Annotated in this window: 21 protein-coding genes; 13 read left to right on the top strand and 8 right to left on the bottom strand. The window is 63.4% G+C overall.

Annotated elements, in window-relative coordinates:
• The first annotated feature begins 4 nt into the window (after nucleotides 1-4).
• From ACE04A_RS18955 to ACE04A_RS18940, 4 genes are all read left to right on the top strand, one after another.
• Nucleotides 5-676 (top strand): iron-containing redox enzyme family protein, encoded by a 672-nt coding sequence (locus tag ACE04A_RS18955; RefSeq protein ID WP_279997176.1) that lies wholly within the window; start codon nucleotides 5-7, stop codon nucleotides 674-676.
• Complete coding sequence (locus ACE04A_RS18950; protein ID WP_448717098.1) at nucleotides 673-1488, top strand: SDR family oxidoreductase; 816 nt, start codon at nucleotides 673-675, stop codon at nucleotides 1486-1488. Before ACE04A_RS18955 ends, ACE04A_RS18950 begins: the two co-directional genes overlap by 4 nt.
• Nucleotides 1485-2144, top strand: coding sequence for a tetratricopeptide repeat protein (locus tag ACE04A_RS18945; protein WP_448717097.1), 660 nt, complete (start codon nucleotides 1485-1487; stop codon nucleotides 2142-2144). The genes ACE04A_RS18950 and ACE04A_RS18945 overlap by 4 nt, the downstream gene beginning before the upstream one ends.
• 75 nt (nucleotides 2145-2219) lie before the next feature.
• Nucleotides 2220-2747, top strand: a complete 528-nt coding sequence (locus ACE04A_RS18940; RefSeq protein ID WP_448717096.1) for a GNAT family N-acetyltransferase — start codon at nucleotides 2220-2222, stop codon at nucleotides 2745-2747.
• A 65-nt stretch (nucleotides 2748-2812) separates the two neighbouring features.
• Here ACE04A_RS18940 and ACE04A_RS18935 read toward each other — a convergent pair whose 3' ends face one another.
• Entirely contained in the window at nucleotides 2813-3343 is a 531-nt protein-coding gene (locus ACE04A_RS18935) for a P-loop NTPase family protein (RefSeq protein ID WP_259248753.1), read from the bottom strand.
• Nucleotides 3344-3508: 165 nt separating this feature from the next.
• On the opposite strand from ACE04A_RS18935, the gene ACE04A_RS18930 reads away from it, so the two are divergent.
• Together ACE04A_RS18930 and ACE04A_RS18925 are read left to right on the top strand one after the other, a co-directional pair.
• The gene (locus ACE04A_RS18930; protein ID WP_279997173.1) at nucleotides 3509-3970 is read left to right on the top strand and encodes a GNAT family N-acetyltransferase; all 462 of its coding nucleotides are present in this window, start codon (nucleotides 3509-3511) and stop codon (nucleotides 3968-3970) included.
• A 95-nt stretch (nucleotides 3971-4065) separates the two neighbouring features.
• On the top strand, nucleotides 4066-4629 hold the full coding sequence (locus ACE04A_RS18925) for a cysteine hydrolase family protein (protein WP_448717094.1): 564 nt from the start codon (nucleotides 4066-4068) through the stop codon (nucleotides 4627-4629).
• A 10-nt stretch (nucleotides 4630-4639) separates the two neighbouring features.
• Here ACE04A_RS18925 and ACE04A_RS18920 read toward each other — a convergent pair whose 3' ends face one another.
• From ACE04A_RS18920 to ACE04A_RS18905, 4 genes are all read right to left on the bottom strand, one after another.
• Nucleotides 4640-5797 (bottom strand): hypothetical protein, encoded by a 1158-nt coding sequence (locus ACE04A_RS18920; RefSeq protein ID WP_448717092.1) that lies wholly within the window; start codon nucleotides 5795-5797, stop codon nucleotides 4640-4642.
• Nucleotides 5790-6473 (bottom strand): hypothetical protein, encoded by a 684-nt coding sequence (locus tag ACE04A_RS18915; protein WP_448717091.1) that lies wholly within the window; start codon nucleotides 6471-6473, stop codon nucleotides 5790-5792. Before ACE04A_RS18915 ends, ACE04A_RS18920 begins: the two co-directional genes overlap by 8 nt.
• A 126-nt stretch (nucleotides 6474-6599) precedes the next feature.
• Nucleotides 6600-8717 (bottom strand): TonB-dependent siderophore receptor, encoded by a 2118-nt coding sequence (locus ACE04A_RS18910; RefSeq protein ID WP_448717090.1) that lies wholly within the window; start codon nucleotides 8715-8717, stop codon nucleotides 6600-6602.
• A gap of 151 nt (nucleotides 8718-8868) precedes the next feature.
• Nucleotides 8869-9750, bottom strand: a complete 882-nt coding sequence (locus tag ACE04A_RS18905; RefSeq protein ID WP_448717088.1) for a LysR substrate-binding domain-containing protein — start codon at nucleotides 9748-9750, stop codon at nucleotides 8869-8871.
• Nucleotides 9751-9869: 119 nt separating this feature from the next.
• Between ACE04A_RS18905 and ACE04A_RS18900 the strand changes: the two genes are divergently transcribed.
• Both ACE04A_RS18900 and ACE04A_RS18895 read left to right on the top strand, forming a co-directional pair.
• On the top strand, nucleotides 9870-10493 hold the full coding sequence (locus ACE04A_RS18900) for a glutathione S-transferase family protein (protein ID WP_448717087.1): 624 nt from the start codon (nucleotides 9870-9872) through the stop codon (nucleotides 10491-10493).
• 129 nt (nucleotides 10494-10622) lie between these two features.
• Entirely contained in the window at nucleotides 10623-11582 is a 960-nt protein-coding gene (locus ACE04A_RS18895) for an LLM class oxidoreductase (RefSeq protein WP_448717086.1), read from the top strand.
• A gap of 5 nt (nucleotides 11583-11587) precedes the next feature.
• Here the strand turns inward: ACE04A_RS18895 and ACE04A_RS18890 are convergent, their stop codons facing one another.
• Complete coding sequence (locus tag ACE04A_RS18890; protein WP_448717085.1) at nucleotides 11588-12568, bottom strand: Bug family tripartite tricarboxylate transporter substrate binding protein; 981 nt, start codon at nucleotides 12566-12568, stop codon at nucleotides 11588-11590.
• A 42-nt stretch (nucleotides 12569-12610) separates the two neighbouring features.
• Nucleotides 12611-14029, bottom strand: a complete 1419-nt coding sequence (gene argH, locus ACE04A_RS18885) for an argininosuccinate lyase (protein ID WP_448717084.1) — start codon at nucleotides 14027-14029, stop codon at nucleotides 12611-12613.
• Here argH and ACE04A_RS18880 point away from each other — a divergent pair.
• Nucleotides 14003-14239, top strand: coding sequence for a hypothetical protein (locus ACE04A_RS18880; RefSeq protein ID WP_448717083.1), 237 nt, complete (start codon nucleotides 14003-14005; stop codon nucleotides 14237-14239). The genes argH and ACE04A_RS18880 overlap by 27 nt on opposite strands.
• Before the next feature lie 28 nt (nucleotides 14240-14267).
• Nucleotides 14268-15167 carry a LysR substrate-binding domain-containing protein gene (locus ACE04A_RS18875; RefSeq protein WP_279997164.1) on the top strand — a complete coding sequence of 300 codons (900 nt, stop codon included), beginning with the start codon at nucleotides 14268-14270 and terminating at the stop codon, nucleotides 15165-15167.
• A gap of 24 nt (nucleotides 15168-15191) precedes the next feature.
• Here ACE04A_RS18875 and ACE04A_RS18870 read toward each other — a convergent pair whose 3' ends face one another.
• The gene (locus ACE04A_RS18870) at nucleotides 15192-15575 is read right to left on the bottom strand and encodes a c-type cytochrome (RefSeq protein WP_448717081.1); all 384 of its coding nucleotides are present in this window, start codon (nucleotides 15573-15575) and stop codon (nucleotides 15192-15194) included.
• A 160-nt stretch (nucleotides 15576-15735) separates the two neighbouring features.
• Here ACE04A_RS18870 and ACE04A_RS18865 point away from each other — a divergent pair, with 160 nt between their 5' ends.
• The 3 genes from ACE04A_RS18865 (at nucleotide 15736) to ACE04A_RS18855 (ending at nucleotide 19768) form a co-directional block, all read left to right on the top strand.
• Nucleotides 15736-16263, top strand: coding sequence for a sigma-70 family RNA polymerase sigma factor (locus ACE04A_RS18865; RefSeq protein ID WP_448717080.1), 528 nt, complete (start codon nucleotides 15736-15738; stop codon nucleotides 16261-16263).
• Between the two features lie 5 nt (nucleotides 16264-16268).
• Nucleotides 16269-17231 carry a FecR domain-containing protein gene (locus ACE04A_RS18860; protein ID WP_448717079.1) on the top strand — a complete coding sequence of 321 codons (963 nt, stop codon included), beginning with the start codon at nucleotides 16269-16271 and terminating at the stop codon, nucleotides 17229-17231.
• An 89-nt stretch (nucleotides 17232-17320) separates the two neighbouring features.
• Nucleotides 17321-19768 carry a TonB-dependent siderophore receptor gene (locus tag ACE04A_RS18855; RefSeq protein ID WP_448717078.1) on the top strand — a complete coding sequence of 816 codons (2448 nt, stop codon included), beginning with the start codon at nucleotides 17321-17323 and terminating at the stop codon, nucleotides 19766-19768.
• Nucleotides 19769-19810 lie beyond the last annotated feature (42 nt).

The raw sequence follows: 19810 nt of genomic DNA, 5'->3' as shown, positions 1-19810 counted from the left end.
CGTCATGACCTTTTTTGAAAAACTGATTGCTCAGACCCGTGAAAGCCGGGAATCGCTGGTGGCGATTCCGATCATCCAGGATTGCTTGCGCGGCAAGGTCGCCTTGCCCGCCTACATCGCATTCCTGCGCGAGGCCTACCACCACGTCAGCCATACCGTGCCACTGATGCATGCGTGCCGTGCCCGCATGCCGGCCCGGCTGGCCTGGATGCTGGCGCCCATCGACGAATACATCGAAGAGGAAACCGGGCACGACGCCTGGATCCTGAATGATCTACGGGCGCTGGGGCAAGACGCTGACGAGATCCGCCTGGCCGGGCCTGGCCCCCAGACCGAGGTGATGGTGGCCTATGCCTATGACACGATCGCCCGCAAGAATCCGATGGGATTTTTCGGGATGGTTCACGTGCTGGAAGGCACCAGCGTCGCGCTTGCGCTGAACGCAGCCGATCAGATCCAGCAAAATCTGGCGCTTCCGGCATCCGCCTTCAGCTATCTGCGCTCGCATGGCACGCTGGACCAGGAACACACCGCGCACTTCGCCGAACTGATGAACCGGCTGGATGATGTCGACGACCAGGCAGCGGTGATTCATGCCGCCAACATGTTCTACGCGCTGTATGGCGCGATTTTCCGTGCATTGCCACGCGCGCAGACCCAAGCGGAGGCCGCATGAGCCCGCGCGATGCCTCCATCGTGTTGACCGGCGCCGCGGGCGGCCTGGGCAGCGCCATCGCTCGGCAACTGTTCGCGGAAGGCGCGCGTCTGCTTTTGATCGGGCGCACGGCGGGTCCGCTGCTGGCGCTGGCGCAATCGCTGAATGCCGGCGCGCAGGACCGCTCGCGCGTCGACGCCCTGGTGGTGGACGTGACGACGGATCACGGTCGTGCCGCGATCATCGACGCTGCTGCGGCCAGATGCGCGAACGTGCTGATCAACAACGCGGCGGTCGCGGCGTTCGGGCCCGCGCAGGACGTGCAGAGCTACGACGCACGCCGCGTGATGGAAACCAATGTCGTGGCGCCCATGATGTTGACGGCGGGAATGCTGCCGCTATTGCGTAGTCGTCCACGCGCCCAGGTGCTGAATATCGGGTCGACCCTGGGCAGCCTTGGTGTGCCCGGCTTCTCGGTCTATGGCGCCAGCAAGGCCGCGCTTCGCATCTATACCGAGTCGCTGCGGCGCGAACTCGCGGACTCGACGGTACGGGTGCAGTACTACGCGCCCCGGGCGATTGAAACGCCCTTCAATTCGCGTGAGGTCCAGGCTTTCAACAACGCCACCGGCTCCGCCAGCGATACGCCGGAGACGGTTGCGGCTTGCGTGTCACGCATGCTGCACAGCGAATCGCGCCAAGGTTTCGCCGGCGGCTTCGAAGCGATTGCGGCGCGTTTGAACGGCTTGTGTCCCGAGTGGCTGGACGGTGCATTCGCAAAGCACCGCCGCGCGCTCACGTCCTTGAAATTTCCCTCAGGAGCCTCTTCATGATTAAAAGATTTTCTTTGCTGCACGCGGCTGCCGGCCTGCTGGCGGGCGCCGCGCTGTCCCTCTCGGCCTTTGCCGCGCCCGCTCCCGCAGAGCTTGATCAGGGCATCCGAGCCCTGCAAGATGACTGGGCGGTGATCCAATACCAGACCCCCGCCAAGCAACGCGAGGCCCGCTTCGAGGCGCTGTCGCAATCGGCGCACGCGCTGACGGCGCGCTATGCCACCCGAGCAGAACCGCATATCTGGGAGGGCATCATCCTGAGCTCTTGGGCGGGCGCCAAAGGCGGGCTGGGCGCGCTGGGCTTGGCCAAGCAGGCCAAGGCGGAATATGAAACGGCGATCCAGATCGATAGCAAGGCGCTGGGCGGATCCGCTTTGAACAGCCTGGGCGTCCTGTACTACAAGGTGCCCGGCTGGCCGGTGGGATTCGGCGACAACAAGAAAGCCGAAGCCTTGCTGCAACAGGCGCTGGCGCTGAATCCCGATGGAATCGACGCCAACTACTTCTATGCCGACTACCTGGTTTATCGGAACCGAAAGACGGAGGCCATTCCGTACCTTGAGAAAGCACTGAAGGCGCCGCCCCGGCCGGGCAGGGAAGTGGCGGATGCCGGGCGCAGGCAGGAGGCCCAGGCGTTGCTGGATACGGTGCGATAGGGGCTTAAAATTCGGCAGTCTCATAAGCGAGTGACTCTGTGCACCCCAATCTACAAATAGGAAAGGAACTGTTCGATGGAGATCGCTTCCATACCTGTACCCGGCGCACTTCATGTTTCTTTACGGTCTCTTCAACCCATTGATGCCGAAGCCTGGTCAGCATATTTGAGTAAGCCTGGCGTTATTGAACATACGAGCTGGGGTGACGTCAGTGCAACGGCTCTCGCGGCTCTCATCCAAGAATATGCCAAGCAACAAGATGCGCTGCGCTGGGCGATCGTGGATGCAGGCGAAACTTTGTTGGGCACGGTGGGACTGAATGAAATCGCTCGCTCCCACGGTCGAGCTGAACTTGCCTATGATCTCGCCCCAGAACATCGCGGTCGAGGCTTGGCGACGCAGGCAGCGCATGCTGTCATGCACTGGGCGCACGACATGCTGGGCCTTCAGCGTATCCAAGCCACCGTTCTTGATACCAACGAGTCGTCAATTGCTGTGCTGGAACGTCTGGGCATGCAACGCGAAGGTTTGTTGAGCGGTTACCGCAAGGTTCGGGGAGAGGCGCGTGACTTCTGGATGTACGCGGTGCTGTTTCCACGCTGAGATTCAGAGCGCCTTCTTGATGTCGAGGAGTGCGGAGCGCAGGTTCCGGCACCATCTCACGACGGCTAGCCCTGAAGCTGTTCCGTCTTATAGAACCGCTTCAGCTCAGCGCTTGTTGCCAGCTTTACCTTCGGTATATCAATGCTCTCGAACATTTCTGCATAGCGTCGGCGGTTGGTTCGCGTCACACCGACGATATGGTGAATCATCCGCCACTTCACCGAATCCTTGCCGCCCTCCAAGCCGCCACGCCGATCGTGCTCCCACCAGGTTCGACGAAGGTAACGAAACAGGCTGGTAAGCGTCGATGTGTCCAGCAGGATGAAGCCTGTGGCACGCTCCAGGCGTCGGTCCAAGCTGCGTGTGTAATTGCCCTCGATAATCCATTTCTCTTGTTGAATGGCCTGTTGATGCAAGCGTAGGAATTCTGCCTCGGGCCGAGGCTGCCAATCGGTGTGTGGCGTGTGATAAAGCTGATCGAGATGAACGGCCGGCAGGCCCTGCTTGCGGGAGATAGCTTCCGCTAACGTCGATTTCCCGCTATTTGACGGACCCAGAAGACAGATTCGTGGACCCAGAGCGTTTAGTCTCATCATTGCGATGCCCGCATTTCTGTGCACGCTGCATTTTCACACATGCGTTTCTTGCTGCACAAAGGCCTTCCGTCTAACGCTTGAATGCACAGGCCAAAGCCGCCGTAAACTTGCCCCTTCCGCTCGCCGGCCTCGAACGTCGAGCCCGAACTTTCACACGGAAAACACATGGCGCTCTCGCTGCACGCTTTCGCTGATATCCCGACAGAGGACTGGCTAGGCTTGCTGACCCACCCCGACGTGGTTCGTCATATGCCGCTAGACGGCGGCAACTGGACCGAGGATGCCGTCGCCGATTGGGCCAAGGGAAAAGACGCGCAATGGCTGACCAACGGCTATGGACCTTGGGCCTTTCGGATTGATGGCAGGTTTGCGGGCTGGGGCGGCTTTCAGAAGGAAGGCGACGAGGCCGACCTTGCATTGGTGCTGCTGCCGAAGTTTTGGGGGCAGGGCGCGATGATCTTTCGCCACGTCATGAGCCGCCGCCATGCGCTTGGTATCGGACCGGTAAGCATCCTGCTGCCGCCCAGCCGGTCACGACTGAGAGGTTTGGCCAGGCTAGGCTTTGAGTTTGTGGGTGAACTGGCCTACGAAGGTCAACGCTTTCTGAAGTTTCAAGCCGTCGGGTAAGCGTTGGGGTCGGGGCGGGGTCGGGAAAGATCCCCTTGATGCCAAGGCACCTTACCGTCGACACTTTCAATCTTCCCAGAATACGCACCAGCAAAATGACCACCTTAGCGGATCGCCCCAACACGGCATTAGTCGTTATTGACCTTCAAAACGGTGTCGTCGCGACCGCGCACCGACGGCTAGAGGTGCTTGGCGCGGTCAACGTTCTTATCGAGCGTGCACGAGCGGCGCGCGTGCCGGTTATCTGGATCCAGCATGCCGGCAAAGACCTGGAAGTGAATAGCGAAGCCTGGAAAATCGTTCCCGAACTTAGTCCGGCGCCAGGCGAGGATATTGTTGAAAAGCACTATCGCGACGCCTTTGAAGATACCCGGCTTGAGCAGGTGCTATCAACGCATCGCGTGGGCAAGCTGGTTGTGACGGGCGCCCAGACGGACATGTGCGTTCGGTCTACGTTGCACGGTGCCTTGGCGCGTGGCTATGACGCGACGCTGGTTAGCGACGCTCACACAACAGTAGACATGACGCACAACGGTGCACCACCGCCTGCCGCCGTGATCAGCCATACGAATATGTACTGGGCAAATCAAAAGGCGCCGGGTCGCTCGGGCGGTGTTGTTGAAAGCCAGCACGTGGATTTCACACGATCCGGTTCTTGAACTCAGCCGCTCAGCCCGCGCAAGCATCCGTGGCTGTGTTCGCCGGGTCGCTACACGCCTTCCACTTTTCCGGCGCCATAGCGGGCAGCAGCATCACCCGTGTCATCGGGTCCGGGTAGAAAAAGACGCGCCCTGGGTATTCGCCCATGGCTTGCCACACCTGCTTTTGCTGTGCCGGCGTCAAGACCGCGCCGTTGGGCGTGCCCTGCGCGGCTTCGGCCAGCACCATCTGCGTGTCAGGGTCCCAAGACATCATGTCGTCGTCCAGCGGCACATCGTCCTTGATCCTGACAACGCGCCACGGGTTTTCGGGCACCTCGACCGGTAGCGCGGCCAATGCTTCCCGATGCAAGGGAAAGAGGCGATCGGATGTTTGGCCCGGTGGCGTGGGATACGCGGTCAGCGCCAGGCTGACGCCAGGCGCATGGTAGTTGGGGCTCTGGCGCACGTATCGTGCCCCGGGCTTGCCTTGCGCATCCATGGTCTGGACCGCCACCGGCTGGTCCGAGGACAGCATGTCGATCACGCGCAGTAAGCGGCCGGAGCCGTCTCGCACGTAATGACGGCTGGGGCCGGCGCCTTGGGCCTCACCGCAGCCATCGTCAATGAACGTGGCCAGTTGGCCCTTGGCGTCGCGTTGCAGGCAGGCGCGGCGGGTGGCGGTGTAGGGCTGCGCGCGGGATGCGCCGGCCTGTTGATAGTCGCGTTGGTATTCGCGTTGGTATTCGATGTACGCCGCCAGGGCGCCTGCTGTGTCGTATGACAGCGCGAAGCCGCCATCAAGCACGGCCTGGCCGCGCAGGGCGCGGTAGCGTTCCACGCGGCACAGGCGGCCGTCCGGGTCGAAGTACAGCTTGGTGGGCGCGGCGCCCGCGGTCTTGCCGCTGGCGCGATAGGCGGACCAGTCGACCTTGTCCGCCCAGGTGCGCGGCATCAGGTCGCCGGCGTCATCGATCCAGGCAAGCTTGCGATGGGTCGGCACGCGCTCGCCGTGCTTGCCAAGCAGCACGCGGTCGTCGTCCAGGGCAATGGCGACGGGCACGGCGGGCAGGGCGGACGCCACCGAGAAGTCGATATCGGCCGAGCCGCAGGCAGCGTGGCCGTTTGACGCGAACAGCACCGGCGTGGCCGCCAACAACAGCATCAAGACGCGCGGCAGCTTAGGCATATTGCAGCGCGTCCATGAACTTCACCAAGTCCCAGAATTCCTTGGACACGCCACCCAGGCGCAACGTGCCGTGGCTGTCTTCAAAGAGCAGGAAGGGGTAGGCGTTGCGCTCGAACGCGCCCGGGTCCGGCAGCCGGTAGGGCTTGAAAATCTCTGGGTCATTGAAGTAGCGTTCCAGCCGCCCACCACCGTCCACATGCATGTAGCGCACCCGCAAGGTCTGCGACTTGTATGCGTCTTGCGTGTCGGGATAGATGCCGCCATCACCGGCCACTACCGATTCGGACAAGGCGCCCAGGAATACGCGCAGGATGCCTACGAAGCGGATTTCACCGTGCGTGCTTGCCCCCGGCGCCCGCACCAGCGACTTGACCACTTGCGTGGCACGCGAGCCGGGCACCAGCGTGTTGGCGAACAGCGCGTCGATGTCGGCATTGGCCGGGTCGGGCGACTGGCGCAGTGTCTGGAGGTCTTGCCGGAAGGCGTCCAGCCATTGCTGGTAGCGCTGGTTTTCCAGTTGGCGGTCAAACGGCTGGGCAGGTACTTCGGCGGCAGGTAGCTCAGCCGGACGCACTTCTGCCCCATGCACTTCGGCCACATGCACTTCTGCCACATGCACCTCGGCCGCACGTAGCGCGCCGACATGCAGCGCCATCAATGCGGCCAGGGCGAGCATGCCGATGCGCCAAGGCCAAGCGCCAAATGCATGAATGGGGGAGGAAGGGTGTGTGCGCATAGGAGAGCGATGATACTGCCGCGTTCAGCGTCTGCCCATCCCGCCCGAACGACTCCCGTCCCGGCGTCAATACGTGTAGCTGATCCCCAGTTGCGCGGTACGCGGCGCGCCCGGATACACGTAGGTGTTGAACGCGCCCTCGTCGTAATTGCGATTGAACAGATTCGTCACGTCCAGGTTCACGCGCAGGTTCTTGTTGACCTGATAGAAACTGAAGAGGTCGACGGCCACGTAGGCGCCCATGTTGTACGACGTGGCAACGGTCTGGCCGGCGCGGTCGTCCACATAGCGCACGCCCACCCCCAGGCCCAGCCCGCGTGCCGGGCCTTCGTGGAACTCGTACATATTGAGCAGGCTGAACGTGTTGCGCGGGATGTTGGCCAGGCGCGTACCCGTGGGCAGCGTGTTGTCCTTCGTCACCTTGGCGTCCACGAATGAATAGCCGCCGATCACGCGCCATTCGCGCGTGATGTTGCCCGCCACGTTCAGATCGAAGCCCCGGCTGCGCACCTCGCCGGCTGCCACCCGGTAGGTGGAGTCCGCGGGGTCGACGGTCAGTACGTTGGTCTTGTCGATCTGGTAGGCCGCCAGGTCCACGCTTAGCTGTTGGTCCAGCAATTCCCATTTGGCGCCCACTTCAAAAGACTTGCCCTCTTCGGGGTCAAAGCCGTTGCCCTGGCGGTCCGCGCCGGTGTTCGGCTTGTACGAGCGAGCCGTGTTGGCGTAGACGGCCAGCGTGTCGGTCAGGTCGTAGATCACGCCCAGGCGGGGTGTGATGGCCGAATCCGTGGCGCGCCAGCTTGTGCCCGTGGGCAGCCGGTCGCGGTAGGTGTGTTCAAAGTGCTCGAAGCGCAAGCCGGCCAGCACCTTGAAGCGCTCGGTCAACGCCACCTGATCCTGCACGAAGGCGGCCCAGGTCTTGAGGTTTTCCTTGTCGTGCGTGGTGGTGCGGGTCAGGGCAGGGCGCGGTTGCCCCAATACCGGATCGAAGAGGTCGATCGGGTAGGCATTGGCGCCCGCCGCCGAGCGCTGGATGATCGACTGGTAGTCGTAGTCTTCCACTTCCACCCCGGTCAGCAAGGTGTGGCGCAGCCCACCGGTGTTGAAGTTGCCGGTCAGGTTCAGTTGGACGTCGCGGTCGGTCCAGTCCAGCTTGCGGTAGTTGAAGTTGCGGCCCAGCGTGCGGCCATCGGCTTGCAGCGCGTTGGCTTCAACCGCGTTGCCCTTCAAGGTGCCATCCAACCACTGCGCCCCGCCGCCCAGCTTCCAGTTGTCGTTCAGCGCGTGTTCAAAGCGCAGTTGCACCAGGTTGTTGTCGTTGTGGAGCTTGTTGTCGGTACCGGTTTCCCAAACGTTCGTGTCGCGCGAGGCGCGTCCGGCCTGGTTGGGATAGCGGGTCAGGCCACGATCCAGCGGATGGTTGTTGCGCATCAGCTCGGCTTCCAGCGTGATGCGGGTGGCGGCGCTGGGCTGCCAACTGATCACGGGCGCAATGCCATAGCGCTCGGTGCTGACGTCGTCACGGAAGCTGTCGCCGCCTTCGGCCAGCGCGTTGACGCGGTAGGTCAGGCTGCCGTCCTCGTTCAGCGCGCCGGTGGTGTCAAGGGTGGCGCGGCGCATGCCTTGCGTGTCGAACTGCGTGCCCACGGTCACGCGCGATTCGGCTTCGGGTTGCTTGGTGACCACGTTGAACGTGCCGCCGGGGTCGCCCCGGCCATACAGGCTGGTGTTGGGCCCACGGATGACTTCAAGGCGTTCCAGCGTGTAGGAATCGGGTGCGTTGGGATAGCCGCGATTCATGGGAAAGCCGTTGCGGTAGTACTCGCCGGTGGTGAAGCCGCGCACGGTGACCGTGGTCAGCCCCTGTCCGCCAAAGTTGTTGGCGCGGCCGACGCCGCCTGCGTAGTCCAGCACTTGTTCCAGGCGCGTTGCGCCGGTGTCTTCGACCACGTCACGCGGCACCACGCTGATGGATTGCGGCACGTCATGCAATGCGGTGTCGGTGCGCGTGGCGCTCAGGGAACGGGTGGCGCGATAGCCGATCACCGGCCCATCGGCGCGCTCGGCATCGCCATACACGCTGACCGCATCCAGCTCGATGGGCTTGGCCTCGCCGATGTCATTGGCCAGCGCCACGGGAACTGCCGTGTTCAGTAGACATGCCGAAAGGATGACGCGCCGCATTCCAGGATCCGAGAATTTTTGAAAGAGGCGCGATCTTACTATCGATGCGATCGATTCGCATTTGCAACAAATGGTGTGCGGGGTCGATGTCGGGTTTTAACAACGGGGCGGCGAGCAGCCTTGGCCCGAAGCGGGTAGCAGGCTGCTGGCGCTAGGACGCGGCCTCTACCCCTATCCAATCCAGGAAGGCGCGCACTTCCGGGCGGTCCGCAGCATCTGGCCGGGTCACGGTGTAGTAAGCGAATCGCGCGGGCCACGGCTTGTCCAGCACCTGCACGAGCCGACCCGCCGCGATTTCATCTTGGGCATAGGCTTCTGGAACCAGCGCCAGGCCCTGGCCCGCCTCTGCTGCGCGGATCAGCAAGAAGTCATCCTCAAATGCGTTGCCGCGTTCGGCGCGCGCGTCGTCATCGACCCCGTGCGCCTTCAGCCAAAGCGGCCAATCCGCGCGGTCGGAATCGTGTAGCAGGGGGTAGTTCAGGCAATCGCGGGCTTCACGGATCACCGCCTGCTGGTTGTGCATAAAGGTGGGCGAAGCCACCGGCATCAAGACGGGCGCCATCAGCGGCCTGACATCCAACCCGGGATAGTCGCCCAGCCCATGGCGCAAGGCCACGTCCACGCGATCACGGCGCAGGTCAACCAGGTCAGACGTGGCTTCCACGCGGACTTCGATATCGGGATGCAATTGCTTGAAGCGCCCCAGCCTGGGCACCAGCCAAGACGCCGCAAACGCGGCCACCGTACTGACCGTCAGGCTCTTGCCGCCCTTGGCTGCTTCCAAGGCATGCACGGCCTGGTCAATTTGAAGGAACGCATTCTGTACCTTGGGATGAAAGCTTGCGCCCGCAGCGGTCAGGCGCATGCCAAGGCGCTCGCGCTCAAGCAATACAACGCCCAGGCGGTCTTCCAGCAATCGAATTTGTTGGCTCACCGCGCCAGGCGTGACATGCAGCGCCTGTGCCGCGGCCTTGATGCTGCCGCGCTGTCCCACTTCCACAAAGGTGCGCAGCGCTTGCAAGGGATAGGTCATTTGAAGTTTAGATTTACTAAATTTAATCGGTAGAAAGCATCGCTTCTATCTACGCATTGAAAGGATGAGAATTCGTGCTCCCCCTGCGAACCCAGTAATTTAGTTTATCTATAGCCGCTATGTTGCATCTTTATTCCGACAGCTCGCCCAATGGCTTCAAGGCAAGCATTGCACTTGAAGAGCTTTCCTTGCCTTATCGCCTGCACCACGTACGCATCAATGAAGGCGAACATCGCCAGCCGGACTTTCTTGCGCTGAACCCGCATGGCCGCATTCCCGTGCTGGCGGACAGCGAGACGGGCGTGGTGCTTTTTGAATCCGCGGCCATTCTGCTGTACTTGGCCGACAAGACGGGCAAGCTGCTGCCCTCGGACCCGCTTGCCCGCTGGGAAGCGATCAAGTGGTTGCAGTTCCATGCGTCCAGCGTGGGGCCGATGCTGGGCCAGCGCGTGCACTTCGAGCTCTTTGCGTCGGAACCCATCCCCAGCGCCATCGACCGATATCGGCGTCTTACCGAAGACGCGTTCGTGGTGCTGGATCGCGTGCTGGCGAATCGCGCTTATCTGGCCGGTGACGACTATTCCATCGCGGACATTGCCCATTTCGGCTGGACGCACATCGCGCGAATCATCCATTTCGACTTCAGCCGGCACCGCCACTTGAGCGCATGGCACGAGCGCGTGGCGGATCGACCCGCCGTGCGCAAGGGCATCACGTTACCGGCACCGGCAACCGGCGCGTGAAGACAAGGGCACGGCCCAACCACCACCCGATCACAATCCGACCACAACCCCATGAACGCAACCCACTTTCCCGCATACACGAGCGGCGCGTCCTACGCCGCGTTTTACGCACACCCCGGATACCGTCGCATGTTCGCGCCGGATAAATTGACCGTGGGCATCTTCCTGCCACTGCGCCACTACGCCGGGGACATAGCCGTGCTCGCCGGCCAGGCAGATCTTGTCAGCCAGATCGACAGGCAGGGCTTTGCTGCCGTGTGGGTCCGTGACGTGCCCTTGTTCGATCCGTCCTTTGGGGATGCCGGGCAGGTGTTCGACCCTTTCACCTATCTGGCCTATCTGGCCGCGCGTACGAAGCACGTGGCGCTGGCAACCGGCAGCGCCGTAGTTTCTCTGCGGCATCCCATCGACCTGGCCAAGGCCGCCACAACGATTGATCAGTTGTCTGGCGGCCGCCTGGTGATGGGCGTGGCGTCGGGCGACAGACCGATTGAGTTCCCGGCTTATGGGCTGGAACACGGGGATCGGGCAGAGCGCTTCGCCCAAGCGCTCAGCTACATGCGCCAGCTTATGCAGGCCGGGCCGTTGGCCATCGATTCGCCGCTGGGTCATTTCAAGGGCGCCGAGTTCCTGCCCAAGCCCGTCGCGGGTGCGATTCCGATGATGGTGACGGGCTCGTCCGGCCAGTCGCTCGCGTGGATTGCCGAGCACGCGGACGGTTGGCTGACGTATCCCAATGCGACCCATACCGCCACAGGCCCCCAGCATCTAGCGGAAAAAATCCGTGCCTGGCGCGATCTTGTTCCCGGCGGCGCATTCCGCCCGCACATGACCAACGAATGGATAGACCTGGTGGATGACCCCGACTATCCGCGTACGCCGTTGCATGGCGGCTATGTGCTGCGCACGGGGCGCAAGGGCCTGATGGCGCTGCTGGAAGCGTGGCAGGCGGCGGGGGTGAACCACGCCGCCCTGGGGATACAGTTTTCGCAGCGCCCGGCATCGGAGGTGTTGGACGAGATTGCGGCCGACGTGCTGCCGCATTTTGCCTCGCACGGGGCGGTGCCTGCGTCGACGGTTGCGTGGTGAACGCCTTAATTCACCTGGATCTTCGCGCTGTCGATGATCTGCTTCCAGCGTCGCGTTTCCTCGGCGGACAGCTTCGCCAGGTCTTCGCTGCTGCCCGGGAACGGCACCGCACCTTGCTCAGCCAGTTGCTCCACCATCGCCTTGTCGCGGGCCAGGGCGACGACCGTGTCCTGTAGCTTTCGCAGCACCTGCGGATCGGTGCCGGCTGGCGCCATCACGCCGTACCAGGATTCAACGACCGCGTTTTTCACACCGGCCTCGGCCAGCGTGGGAATATCGGCGATGGAATCGCTGCGCTTGTCGCTGGCCACCGCCAGCACCCGCACCTGCCCTGACTTCACGTAGGGCAGCACATTCGGCAGGTTGGCGAACAGCACCTGTACCTGGCCCGACAGCAGGTCCGACGTCGCCGGCCCCGCGCCGCGATACGGCACGTGCTCGAAGCGGGCGCCAGAACGGAACATGAACAGCTCGCCTGTCATGTGATTGACCGAACCGATGCCTGCCGATGCCATGTTCAGCTTGCCGGGATTTGCCTTGCCATAGGCCACCAGCTCGGCCACGGTCGTGGCCGGTGTGTCCTTGGACACCGCCAGCACATTGGGCACCGTCGAGAACAGTGCTACCGGCGCGAAATCCTTGTCAGCGTTGTAGGGCAGGTTTTTCGATATCAGCGGCTGAATCGACTGCTGCCCCATCGTCGCCAGCAGCAGGGTATAGCCGTCCGGCGCCGCTTTGGCCACGAAGTTGGCGCCGATGCTGCCACCCCCGCCGGGCTTGTTTTCAACAATGACTGTCTGCCCCAGCGTCTCGGACATGTGATGAGCCAGCAAGCGTCCCATCAGGTTGACCGTGCCACCCGGGGCGAATGGAACAACCAGCGTGATCGGCTTGCTGGGATAGTCAGCAGCTGCGTGGGCCAACGGGTTGAGGCTGATGGCCGCGGTCAGCGCCGCGGCAAAAGAAAGTGCTTTGACTTTGAACATGATTGAATTCCCCTTGCCTTGATTGATTTATACGGCGATGCCTCAGGCGGCGGCTACGCCAGATTCCTGCTTGACCAGCGCATTGACGCGCCGGCGCAGCATTTCGCTGGCGTCGGCGGCGCGTTGCCGTGCAGCGTCAATCACCGCCTGTTGTGCGTCGAGAATCGTTTGTTGTTCCCGCAGATGCAGCCGCACCGATTGCGGTGCCGGGCCACCGAGCGACACACGCGCGGCCACGTTGCGCACCGGATCCAGGCAGGCGGCGATGTCGTCGGCCGCCAGTGTCACCGGCCGGCCCAACTGCTCTTGCGCAGCGGTCGAAATCATTGCCGGGGTGATGGCGTGCGCCGGCAAGTTCTGCTCCAGCGCCTGCCGAACCACCGCGCCGATGATGTGGTGCGCATCGCGAAACGAGGCGTCGGCCTTGCGCACCAACAGGTCCGCAAGATCGGTCACGGTCGAGAAGTCATCCGCTGCGCGTGCCGCCATGCGCGCCCGATTGGGCTCGACCTGCTCCACCAGCAGGCGCATCAGCTCCAGCGCCTTCAGTGCCTCTTCGCAGGCCTCCCAGCAGGTGCGGGTGCTCTCCCGGCTGCTGTCGCCGGAGTGGGTGAAATGGGTGGACTTGACCGTGGACAGCGCCGCGCCGGTCAGGCCGATCAGATGGCCCGTCTTGCCGCGCAGATACTCCAGCACCGCCGGATTCTTCTTCTGCGGCATGATGCTGGACGTGCTGGCGATACTGTCCGGGAACGACAGGTAGCCGAATTCGGGCGTGGACCAGATATAGAAATCCTGCACCATGCGGCTGCAGGTCACCATCATGATCGACAGCGTTGCGCTGAGTTCCAGCGCGAAATCGCGGGACGCCACGGCATCCAACGCATTGGCCAACGGCGCGCTGAAGCCCAGCATGGCGCTGGTGTCGGCGCGATCGATCGGAAACGACGTGCCTGCCAAGGCGCAGGCCCCCAGTGGCGAGGCGTCCGCCGTGTCCAGCGCGTGCGCCAGCCGACGGATATCGCGCGACCAGGCATCCACCAACGCCGACAGGTAATAGCCATAGGTAATGGGTTGCGCCGCCTGCATGTGGGTGTAGCCCGGCATCACCCAATCGGCATAGCGCTCGGCCTGAGCCAAGGCGACGCGCGCCACCTCGATCAGCGCGGTGCCGATGCGGGCGGCGAAATCGCGGGCTCGCATGCGGTCGATGGTGGCGCCGATGTCATTGCGGCTTCTTGCGGTGTGCAGCCTGCCGCCCAGCTCCTGGCCCACCGCTTTGATCAGGTGCGCCTCGTAGTTGAAATAGGCTTCCTCGCGCGCCGGGTCCAGTTCAACCGCATGGGGGCCGTCGGCCTGCATCGTGAGCAGCGCGCGCGCCAGACGCAGCGTGGCGTCGTGCTCAAGAATGCCTTGCTCGCGCAGCATCAGCAGATGCGCCAGGTTGATCTGGGTGAGCATCTCGAAATTGGTGAAGAACTCCCGGTTCAGGCGCGGAAGGAAAATGTGCTGCAGCACCTCTTTGGCGAGGGGTTGCTTAAGGCGGGCACTGACTTTGGATTCCATATCGGTCCGGTGGCTGTGAGGCTTAAAACCGTAGTCTCCCGCCGCGCCAATTCATGCGTCAAATCAGACATTTACGGCTTCAAATACAAAAATGATATGATTTGAACGCCCGTTTTCGGATCTGGTCCCGCGCATGAATTTCAAACAAGTCGAGGCCTTTCGGGCCGTCATGATGACCCGCTCCATGACCACCGCGGCGGGCCTGCTGCACACGTCGCAACCGAACGTCAGCCGCTGGATCGCGCTGCTTGAAAAGGCTCTGGGCTTTGTGCTTTTTCAGCGGGTCGGCACCCGCATCATCCCCACGCCCGAGGCCGAAGCGTTCTACGCCGACGTCGAACGCGCCTTCATCGGCCTTGAATCGCTGAACGACAGCGCCAGTTCCATACGCCGTCGTGGCACCGGCTTGTTGCGCGTCGGCGCGGTCGGCTCCATCACCCAGTGCGTGTTGCCCGACGCGATCGCGCTGTTTCGGCACAAGTTCTCGGACATCCCGGTGGTGGTCAACACCGGCGGTTCGGACGTGGTCGCCAAGTGGCTGGCCACCGGCGTCTGCGACATCGGCTTTTGCTCGCTGCATACCGATCTGCCCGGCGTGCGCTACGAGCGCATCAACACGGCCCATGGCGTCGGCATCGTGCCGCGCACCCATCGCTTGGCGACGAAAAGGAAACTGGCGCCGACGGACTTCCGCGACGAGAACTTCATCTCGCTACCCACCGGCAGTTTCAACCGCGCCGCCATCGATCGCCTCTTTCCCGACGATGCGCGCATCCTCTCGATCGAAACCCCCTATGCGACCACCATCTGCAGCATGGTCGCCAAGGGGTTGGGCGTCTCTATCGTCAACCCCGTGGTGCCGCGCGCCCTTGGCATTTCCGCGCTGCGTGAAATCCCGTTTTCGGAAAAGGTGGAATTTCACAGCTATGCCGTTACCTCCGACCACTTCCCGGTCAGCACGTTAGCGCGGCGTATGGCCGAATGCGTGCGCGAGACCTTGGCCGCGGTCAATGCGCCGGCCAAGCGACGCTGACGGCCGGCCCAGGTCAAACCGAAATCATCGGCTCTTCAAGATCACACCCGTCATGTATTTATTCAAATCGCGAAAGTCCTGAACCGTCCAGGTGTGCGGCGCCAGCTTCACACCGTTCTCTCGCAAGGTTCGCGGGATCAGGTCTCCATTGGGGCGGAGTATTACCGACGACACAATGACGCCGGGGTAGTCACTAAGCCGCTTCTTGAAAGCGGCGGTGGTCAGGTCAGGCGTGGGCGGATTGCTCTTCTTGGCCAATGGCCCGGTCCCTTTGATATCCGCGCCATGGCACATGGCACATCGCTGCGTAAAGAGATTTTTTCCGTTGATGTTCTGCGCGTAGGAGAGGGGAGATTGCGTCAGCGCCACGGCTCCCAGCGTAGCGATGGCTATTGCCCTTAGGTTCATTTGGTCTTGTTGGGTCGATGTTGGTCGATATGAGGGACGCATTGTCGCAGAGGGCGGGGGCTGTCCTTGCAACAACAACCGGGCCATGAAAATTTTTCGGCACGATCAATAATGATTACAATTCCCATTCGTAAATTTGGGAAGCGATCGCGCTGCCGCCATGTCGTCCTTGGAATCTCTGGAGCACCGCGAGCTGGGCTTGCTCTACCGCGACCACCACGGGTGGCTGCGGAGTTGGCTGCAACGGCGCTTGAGCGTGCCCGCCGAAGCTGCTGACCTGACGCAGGACACCTTCATGCGCCTGCTGGCATCGCCGGCGTCGATGGCGCAGTTGCAGGGCGTGCGGCAACCGCGCAGTTTTCTGGCCACGGTGGCTCAACGCACGTTGGTGGACCACATCCGCCGCCAAGTCTTGGAACGTGCCTGGCTGGAAGCGCTGGCGCAGCAACCCGAGGCGCACGCCATTTCCCCCGAGACGCAGGCCATCCTGCTGGAAACCATCCGCGAGATCGACGCCATGCTGCACGGCCTGGGGCACAAGGTGCGACGCGCCTTTCTGATGTCTCAGCTGGAAGGCGCCAGCTATGCGGACATCGCCGGGCAGTTGGGCGTCACGGTCAGTTCGGTCAAGAAGTACATGGCGCGCGCCACCGAGCATTGCCTGGTGTATGCCTTGGAAAGGCAGTAGCGCAGATGGCCGACAAGACCATCACCGCGGCGGCGCAATGGTATGCGCGCTTGTGCGCCGACGACGTCAGCGCGGCCGATGTGGCGGCGCATGGCCGCTGGCTGGCGGCCGACCCTGAACACGCGCGCATCTGGCGCCAGGTGGAGCGGCTGCGTGGCACCTTGGGCTCGGCGCCGGCCCGGCTTGCCGCCGACACGCTGAACCGCGCCGATCATCACTTTGCTCGGCGACGCGCCGTCTTGCGCAGCAGCCTGGGCGCGGTGGCGCTGGTGGGCGGGGGCGGTGTACTGGCCTGGCGCGTCTTGCCGGTTGAGCAGATGGTGGCCGGATATCTGGCCGACTACCGCATGGGCACGGGCGAACGCCGCGAACTCTTGCTGACGGACGGCACGCTGCTGTGGTTGGACAGCGCCAGCGCGGTGGATGTGACGGTGGACGCACGCGGGCGCCACATCACCGTGCACACCGGCGAGGTCCTGATCGATACCGAACGCACCACGCCGGGCCTGCCACCGCTACGGGTGAGCACGCGCCACGGCACCGTGCGCCCCTTGGGCACGCGCTTCACCGTCAACCGGCTGGACGACCTGACGCGCGTGGCGGTGCTGCGCCATGCGGTCGAACTGCTGCCGGCCGACGGCGCGGCGGCGCTGGTGCTGAAGGCGGGCGAACAAGGCGTGCTGCAAACGGCCGCCGCCCGCAATGAAGGCGCGATCACGGGCGAACCCGATGCCTGGACGCGCGGCCTGTTGGTCGTGGATGGTATGCGCCTGGCCGATTTTGTGGCCCAGTTGGATCGTTACCGTCCGGGCCACCTACGCTGCGACGAGGCGGTTGCGCAGTTGCGCGTGTCGGGCGCGTTTCCCATCGACGACACCGACCGCGCGCTGGCCGCCGTGGAACGTGCCTTGCCCGTGCGGGTATCCCGCTTCACCCGCTACTACACCCGGATCACCACCCGGGGCTGAATTTATTTTCACAGGGCATTGTCCTTTTTCCGCGCTCATCCGACTTAGCAGGGATTACGTCGGATTTGATTCACGGAAACCTTCATCCCATGCCTTCCTTACCGTCCAAACATCGCCACCCCGGCACCTTGGCGCCCGTTGCGTGCGCGCTCTTTACCGCCTTGATGGCACTGGCGTCCACCCCGCCCGCCTGGGCGCAAGCCGCCGACTCGGCTTCCAGCGCGCGTCGCTATGACGTGCCGGCCGGGCCGCTGGGTCTGGCCTTGAGCCGTTTTGCCGCACAGGCCGGCGTGGTGCTGTCCTTCGATGCGTCGCTGACGCAGGGCAAGCAAAGCGCGGGCCTGCAAGGGGAATACGGCATTGCCTCGGGGCTGGCGGCGATGTTGGCGGGCACAGGGCTGGAGGCCGTCAGCCAGGGCGGCAACAACTACGGCGTGCGCCGCGCGTCGGCGCAGACGCTGGCGCCCGTCGAGGTTCTGGGCTCGCGTGAACCCGGCCCTAGCGAAGGCACGGACTCGTACACGGTGGGCGTGTCCACCACGGCCACCAAGCTGCCGATGAGCTTGCGCGAGACGCCGCAGTCGGTGTCGGTGATGACGCGCCAGCGCTTGTCGGACCAGGGGCTCAATACGCTGGAAGACGCCATCGCCAACACGCCGGGGCTGACCTTCAAGAAGAAGGGATCGGCCGACGACAACGAAAAAGGCTTGTACGCGCGCGGCATGGAAGTCACCAACATGCAGGTGGACGGCGTGCCCACGCACAAGGACTTCAATGCGCTGGGGCTGGACACCGCGTTGTACGACCGGATTGAAGTGGTGCGCGGGTCCACGGGCTTGTTGAACGGCGCGGGCAATCCGGCGGCGTCCATCAACCTGGTGCGCAAGCGGCCGACGCCGGAATTTCAGGCCGGCGTGGGCGCGGCGGTTGGGTCTTGGGACTACAAGCGCACGGAATTTGATCTGGGCAGCCCGTTGGACGAAGCCGGCAAACTGCGCGGCCGCGTGGTGGGCGCGTGGCAAGAGGGCGGCTCGTTCATCGACCGCGTCAAGCAGGATTCGCAACTGCTGTATGGCGTGATCGAGGCCGACCTGGGCGAACGCACAATGCTGACCTTGGGCGGCGAATACCAGCGCAAGCACTGCACGGCGTGCTCGTACTTCGGCTTCCCGGCCGCGTACGCCGATGGCACGAAAACGGATTTCCGCCAGAGCTTCAACTCGGCAACCGACTGGAGCCGCCAGACCCGCACGCGCTACAACGTGTTCGCCACGCTGGACCACGAGTTTGCCCCGCTGTGGAAAGGCTCGGTGACCGTGTCGCACACGGGCGACGACAACGACCGCACCTATGGATGGTTCAGCAGCAACGGCTGGGCGGATCCGAACACGGGCCGGGGCGCATCGTTGTGGGTCGCCAAATGGCCGATCCCGAAAACCCAGAACGCCGTGGACGCCAGCCTGAGCGGCGCCTTCAACGCGTTCGGCCGCCAGCACGACCTGGTGGTCGGCGCCAGCCTGTCGCGCACCCGGGGCGACTACGACATGTACCCGCTATGGACCGCGCCGGGCTATGACGCCAAGATCCCCGACATTCGCGATTGGTCCGGCAACATGCCGGAACCCGACTGGCAGACCACGGGCAAGCGTTACTACACCGAGAAGCAATCGTCGATCTATGGCGCGCTGCGCCTGCGCCCAACCGATGCCTTGTCGGTGGTGCTGGGATCTCGCGTGACGTGGTGGGACCAGCAGGCGTCCTACAACTACAACGACGGCACGTCGTACCCGGACAATATGCGCGAGCAGGGCGTCTACACGCCTTACGCGGGCCTGGTCTACGACCTGACGCCCACCTTGTCGGCGTACGCCAGCTACACCAGCATCTTCCAGCCGCAGCAGGCGCAGAACGTATCGGGCGGCGTGCTGGAACCCATCAAGGGCAATACCTACGAGATCGGCCTGAAGTCGACGTGGCTGGATGGCCAACTGAACGGGTCGCTGGCCTTGTTCCGGACGCGCCAGGACAACTACGCCATGATCGACGGCGACAACCTGGCGCCCAATGGCGACAGCGCCTACGTGGCTGCCGATGGCGCGGTGATGCGCGGCGTAGAAGCCGAGCTCAGCGGCGAGCTGACGCCAGGGTGGCAGATGCAGTTGTCGTACGCCTATGTGGACCGCCGCCTGCCGCAAGGCTTCATCACGCAGGTGGGCCTGCCGCGCCACATCGCCAAGCTGTACACCACCTATCGCCTGCCGGGCGACCTGAGCGGGCTGACGGTAGGCGGCGGCGTGCGTTGGGAAAGCGGCAGCGACTATTCCATGCGTGGCCCGGGCGGGCAACAGTTTGAATCGTCGCAAAGCGGCTATGCACTGGTGGACCTGATGGCCCGCTACCAGTTCAACCGCCAATGGTCGGCTACCTTGAACCTGAACAACATCTTCGACAAGAAGTACTACGCCAGCACCAACGTCTACAGCAATTACTACGGCGCACCGTTCAGCGCCATGCTTGGTGTGAACTACAAGTATTGACCCATGTGTTCGGCACGGCGGCATAGGCGGCCGTGCCGGCGC

This window comes from Achromobacter colocynthidis, from assembly GCF_057334535.1.
Note: the sequence above shows the minus strand (reverse complement) of the source record. Positions and strands in the feature narration are given on the sequence as shown.

Excerpts from the sequence above, each read along its gene's own strand:
- ACE04A_RS18880 (WP_448717083.1), top strand. The coding sequence starts at position 14,003 with ATGCGCCAGGTTGATCTGGGTGAGCATCTCGAAATTGGTGAAGAACTC.
- ACE04A_RS18865 (WP_448717080.1), top strand. The coding sequence starts at position 15,736 with ATGTCGTCCTTGGAATCTCTGGAGCACCGCGAGCTGGGCTTGCTCTAC.
- ACE04A_RS18925 (WP_448717094.1), top strand. The coding sequence starts at position 4,066 with ATGACCACCTTAGCGGATCGCCCCAACACGGCATTAGTCGTTATTGAC.
- ACE04A_RS18910 (WP_448717090.1), bottom strand. The coding sequence starts at position 8,717 with ATGCGGCGCGTCATCCTTTCGGCATGTCTACTGAACACGGCAGTTCCC.
- ACE04A_RS18950 (WP_448717098.1), top strand. The coding sequence starts at position 673 with ATGAGCCCGCGCGATGCCTCCATCGTGTTGACCGGCGCCGCGGGCGGC.
- ACE04A_RS18890 (WP_448717085.1), bottom strand. The coding sequence starts at position 12,568 with ATGTTCAAAGTCAAAGCACTTTCTTTTGCCGCGGCGCTGACCGCGGCC.
- ACE04A_RS18955 (WP_279997176.1), top strand. The coding sequence starts at position 5 with ATGACCTTTTTTGAAAAACTGATTGCTCAGACCCGTGAAAGCCGGGAA.
- ACE04A_RS18895 (WP_448717086.1), top strand. The coding sequence starts at position 10,623 with ATGTTCGCGCCGGATAAATTGACCGTGGGCATCTTCCTGCCACTGCGC.
- ACE04A_RS18945 (WP_448717097.1), top strand. The coding sequence starts at position 1,485 with ATGATTAAAAGATTTTCTTTGCTGCACGCGGCTGCCGGCCTGCTGGCG.
- ACE04A_RS18930 (WP_279997173.1), top strand. The coding sequence starts at position 3,509 with ATGGCGCTCTCGCTGCACGCTTTCGCTGATATCCCGACAGAGGACTGG.
- ACE04A_RS18870 (WP_448717081.1), bottom strand. The coding sequence starts at position 15,575 with ATGAACCTAAGGGCAATAGCCATCGCTACGCTGGGAGCCGTGGCGCTG.
- ACE04A_RS18875 (WP_279997164.1), top strand. The coding sequence starts at position 14,268 with ATGAATTTCAAACAAGTCGAGGCCTTTCGGGCCGTCATGATGACCCGC.
- ACE04A_RS18900 (WP_448717087.1), top strand. The coding sequence starts at position 9,870 with ATGTTGCATCTTTATTCCGACAGCTCGCCCAATGGCTTCAAGGCAAGC.
- ACE04A_RS18855 (WP_448717078.1), top strand. The coding sequence starts at position 17,321 with ATGCCTTCCTTACCGTCCAAACATCGCCACCCCGGCACCTTGGCGCCC.
- ACE04A_RS18935 (WP_259248753.1), bottom strand. The coding sequence starts at position 3,343 with ATGATGAGACTAAACGCTCTGGGTCCACGAATCTGTCTTCTGGGTCCG.
- ACE04A_RS18905 (WP_448717088.1), bottom strand. The coding sequence starts at position 9,750 with ATGACCTATCCCTTGCAAGCGCTGCGCACCTTTGTGGAAGTGGGACAG.
- ACE04A_RS18860 (WP_448717079.1), top strand. The coding sequence starts at position 16,269 with ATGGCCGACAAGACCATCACCGCGGCGGCGCAATGGTATGCGCGCTTG.
- ACE04A_RS18940 (WP_448717096.1), top strand. The coding sequence starts at position 2,220 with ATGGAGATCGCTTCCATACCTGTACCCGGCGCACTTCATGTTTCTTTA.
- ACE04A_RS18915 (WP_448717091.1), bottom strand. The coding sequence starts at position 6,473 with ATGCTCGCCCTGGCCGCATTGATGGCGCTGCATGTCGGCGCGCTACGT.
- ACE04A_RS18920 (WP_448717092.1), bottom strand. The coding sequence starts at position 5,797 with ATGCCTAAGCTGCCGCGCGTCTTGATGCTGTTGTTGGCGGCCACGCCG.
- argH (WP_448717084.1), bottom strand. The coding sequence starts at position 14,029 with ATGCTCACCCAGATCAACCTGGCGCATCTGCTGATGCTGCGCGAGCAA.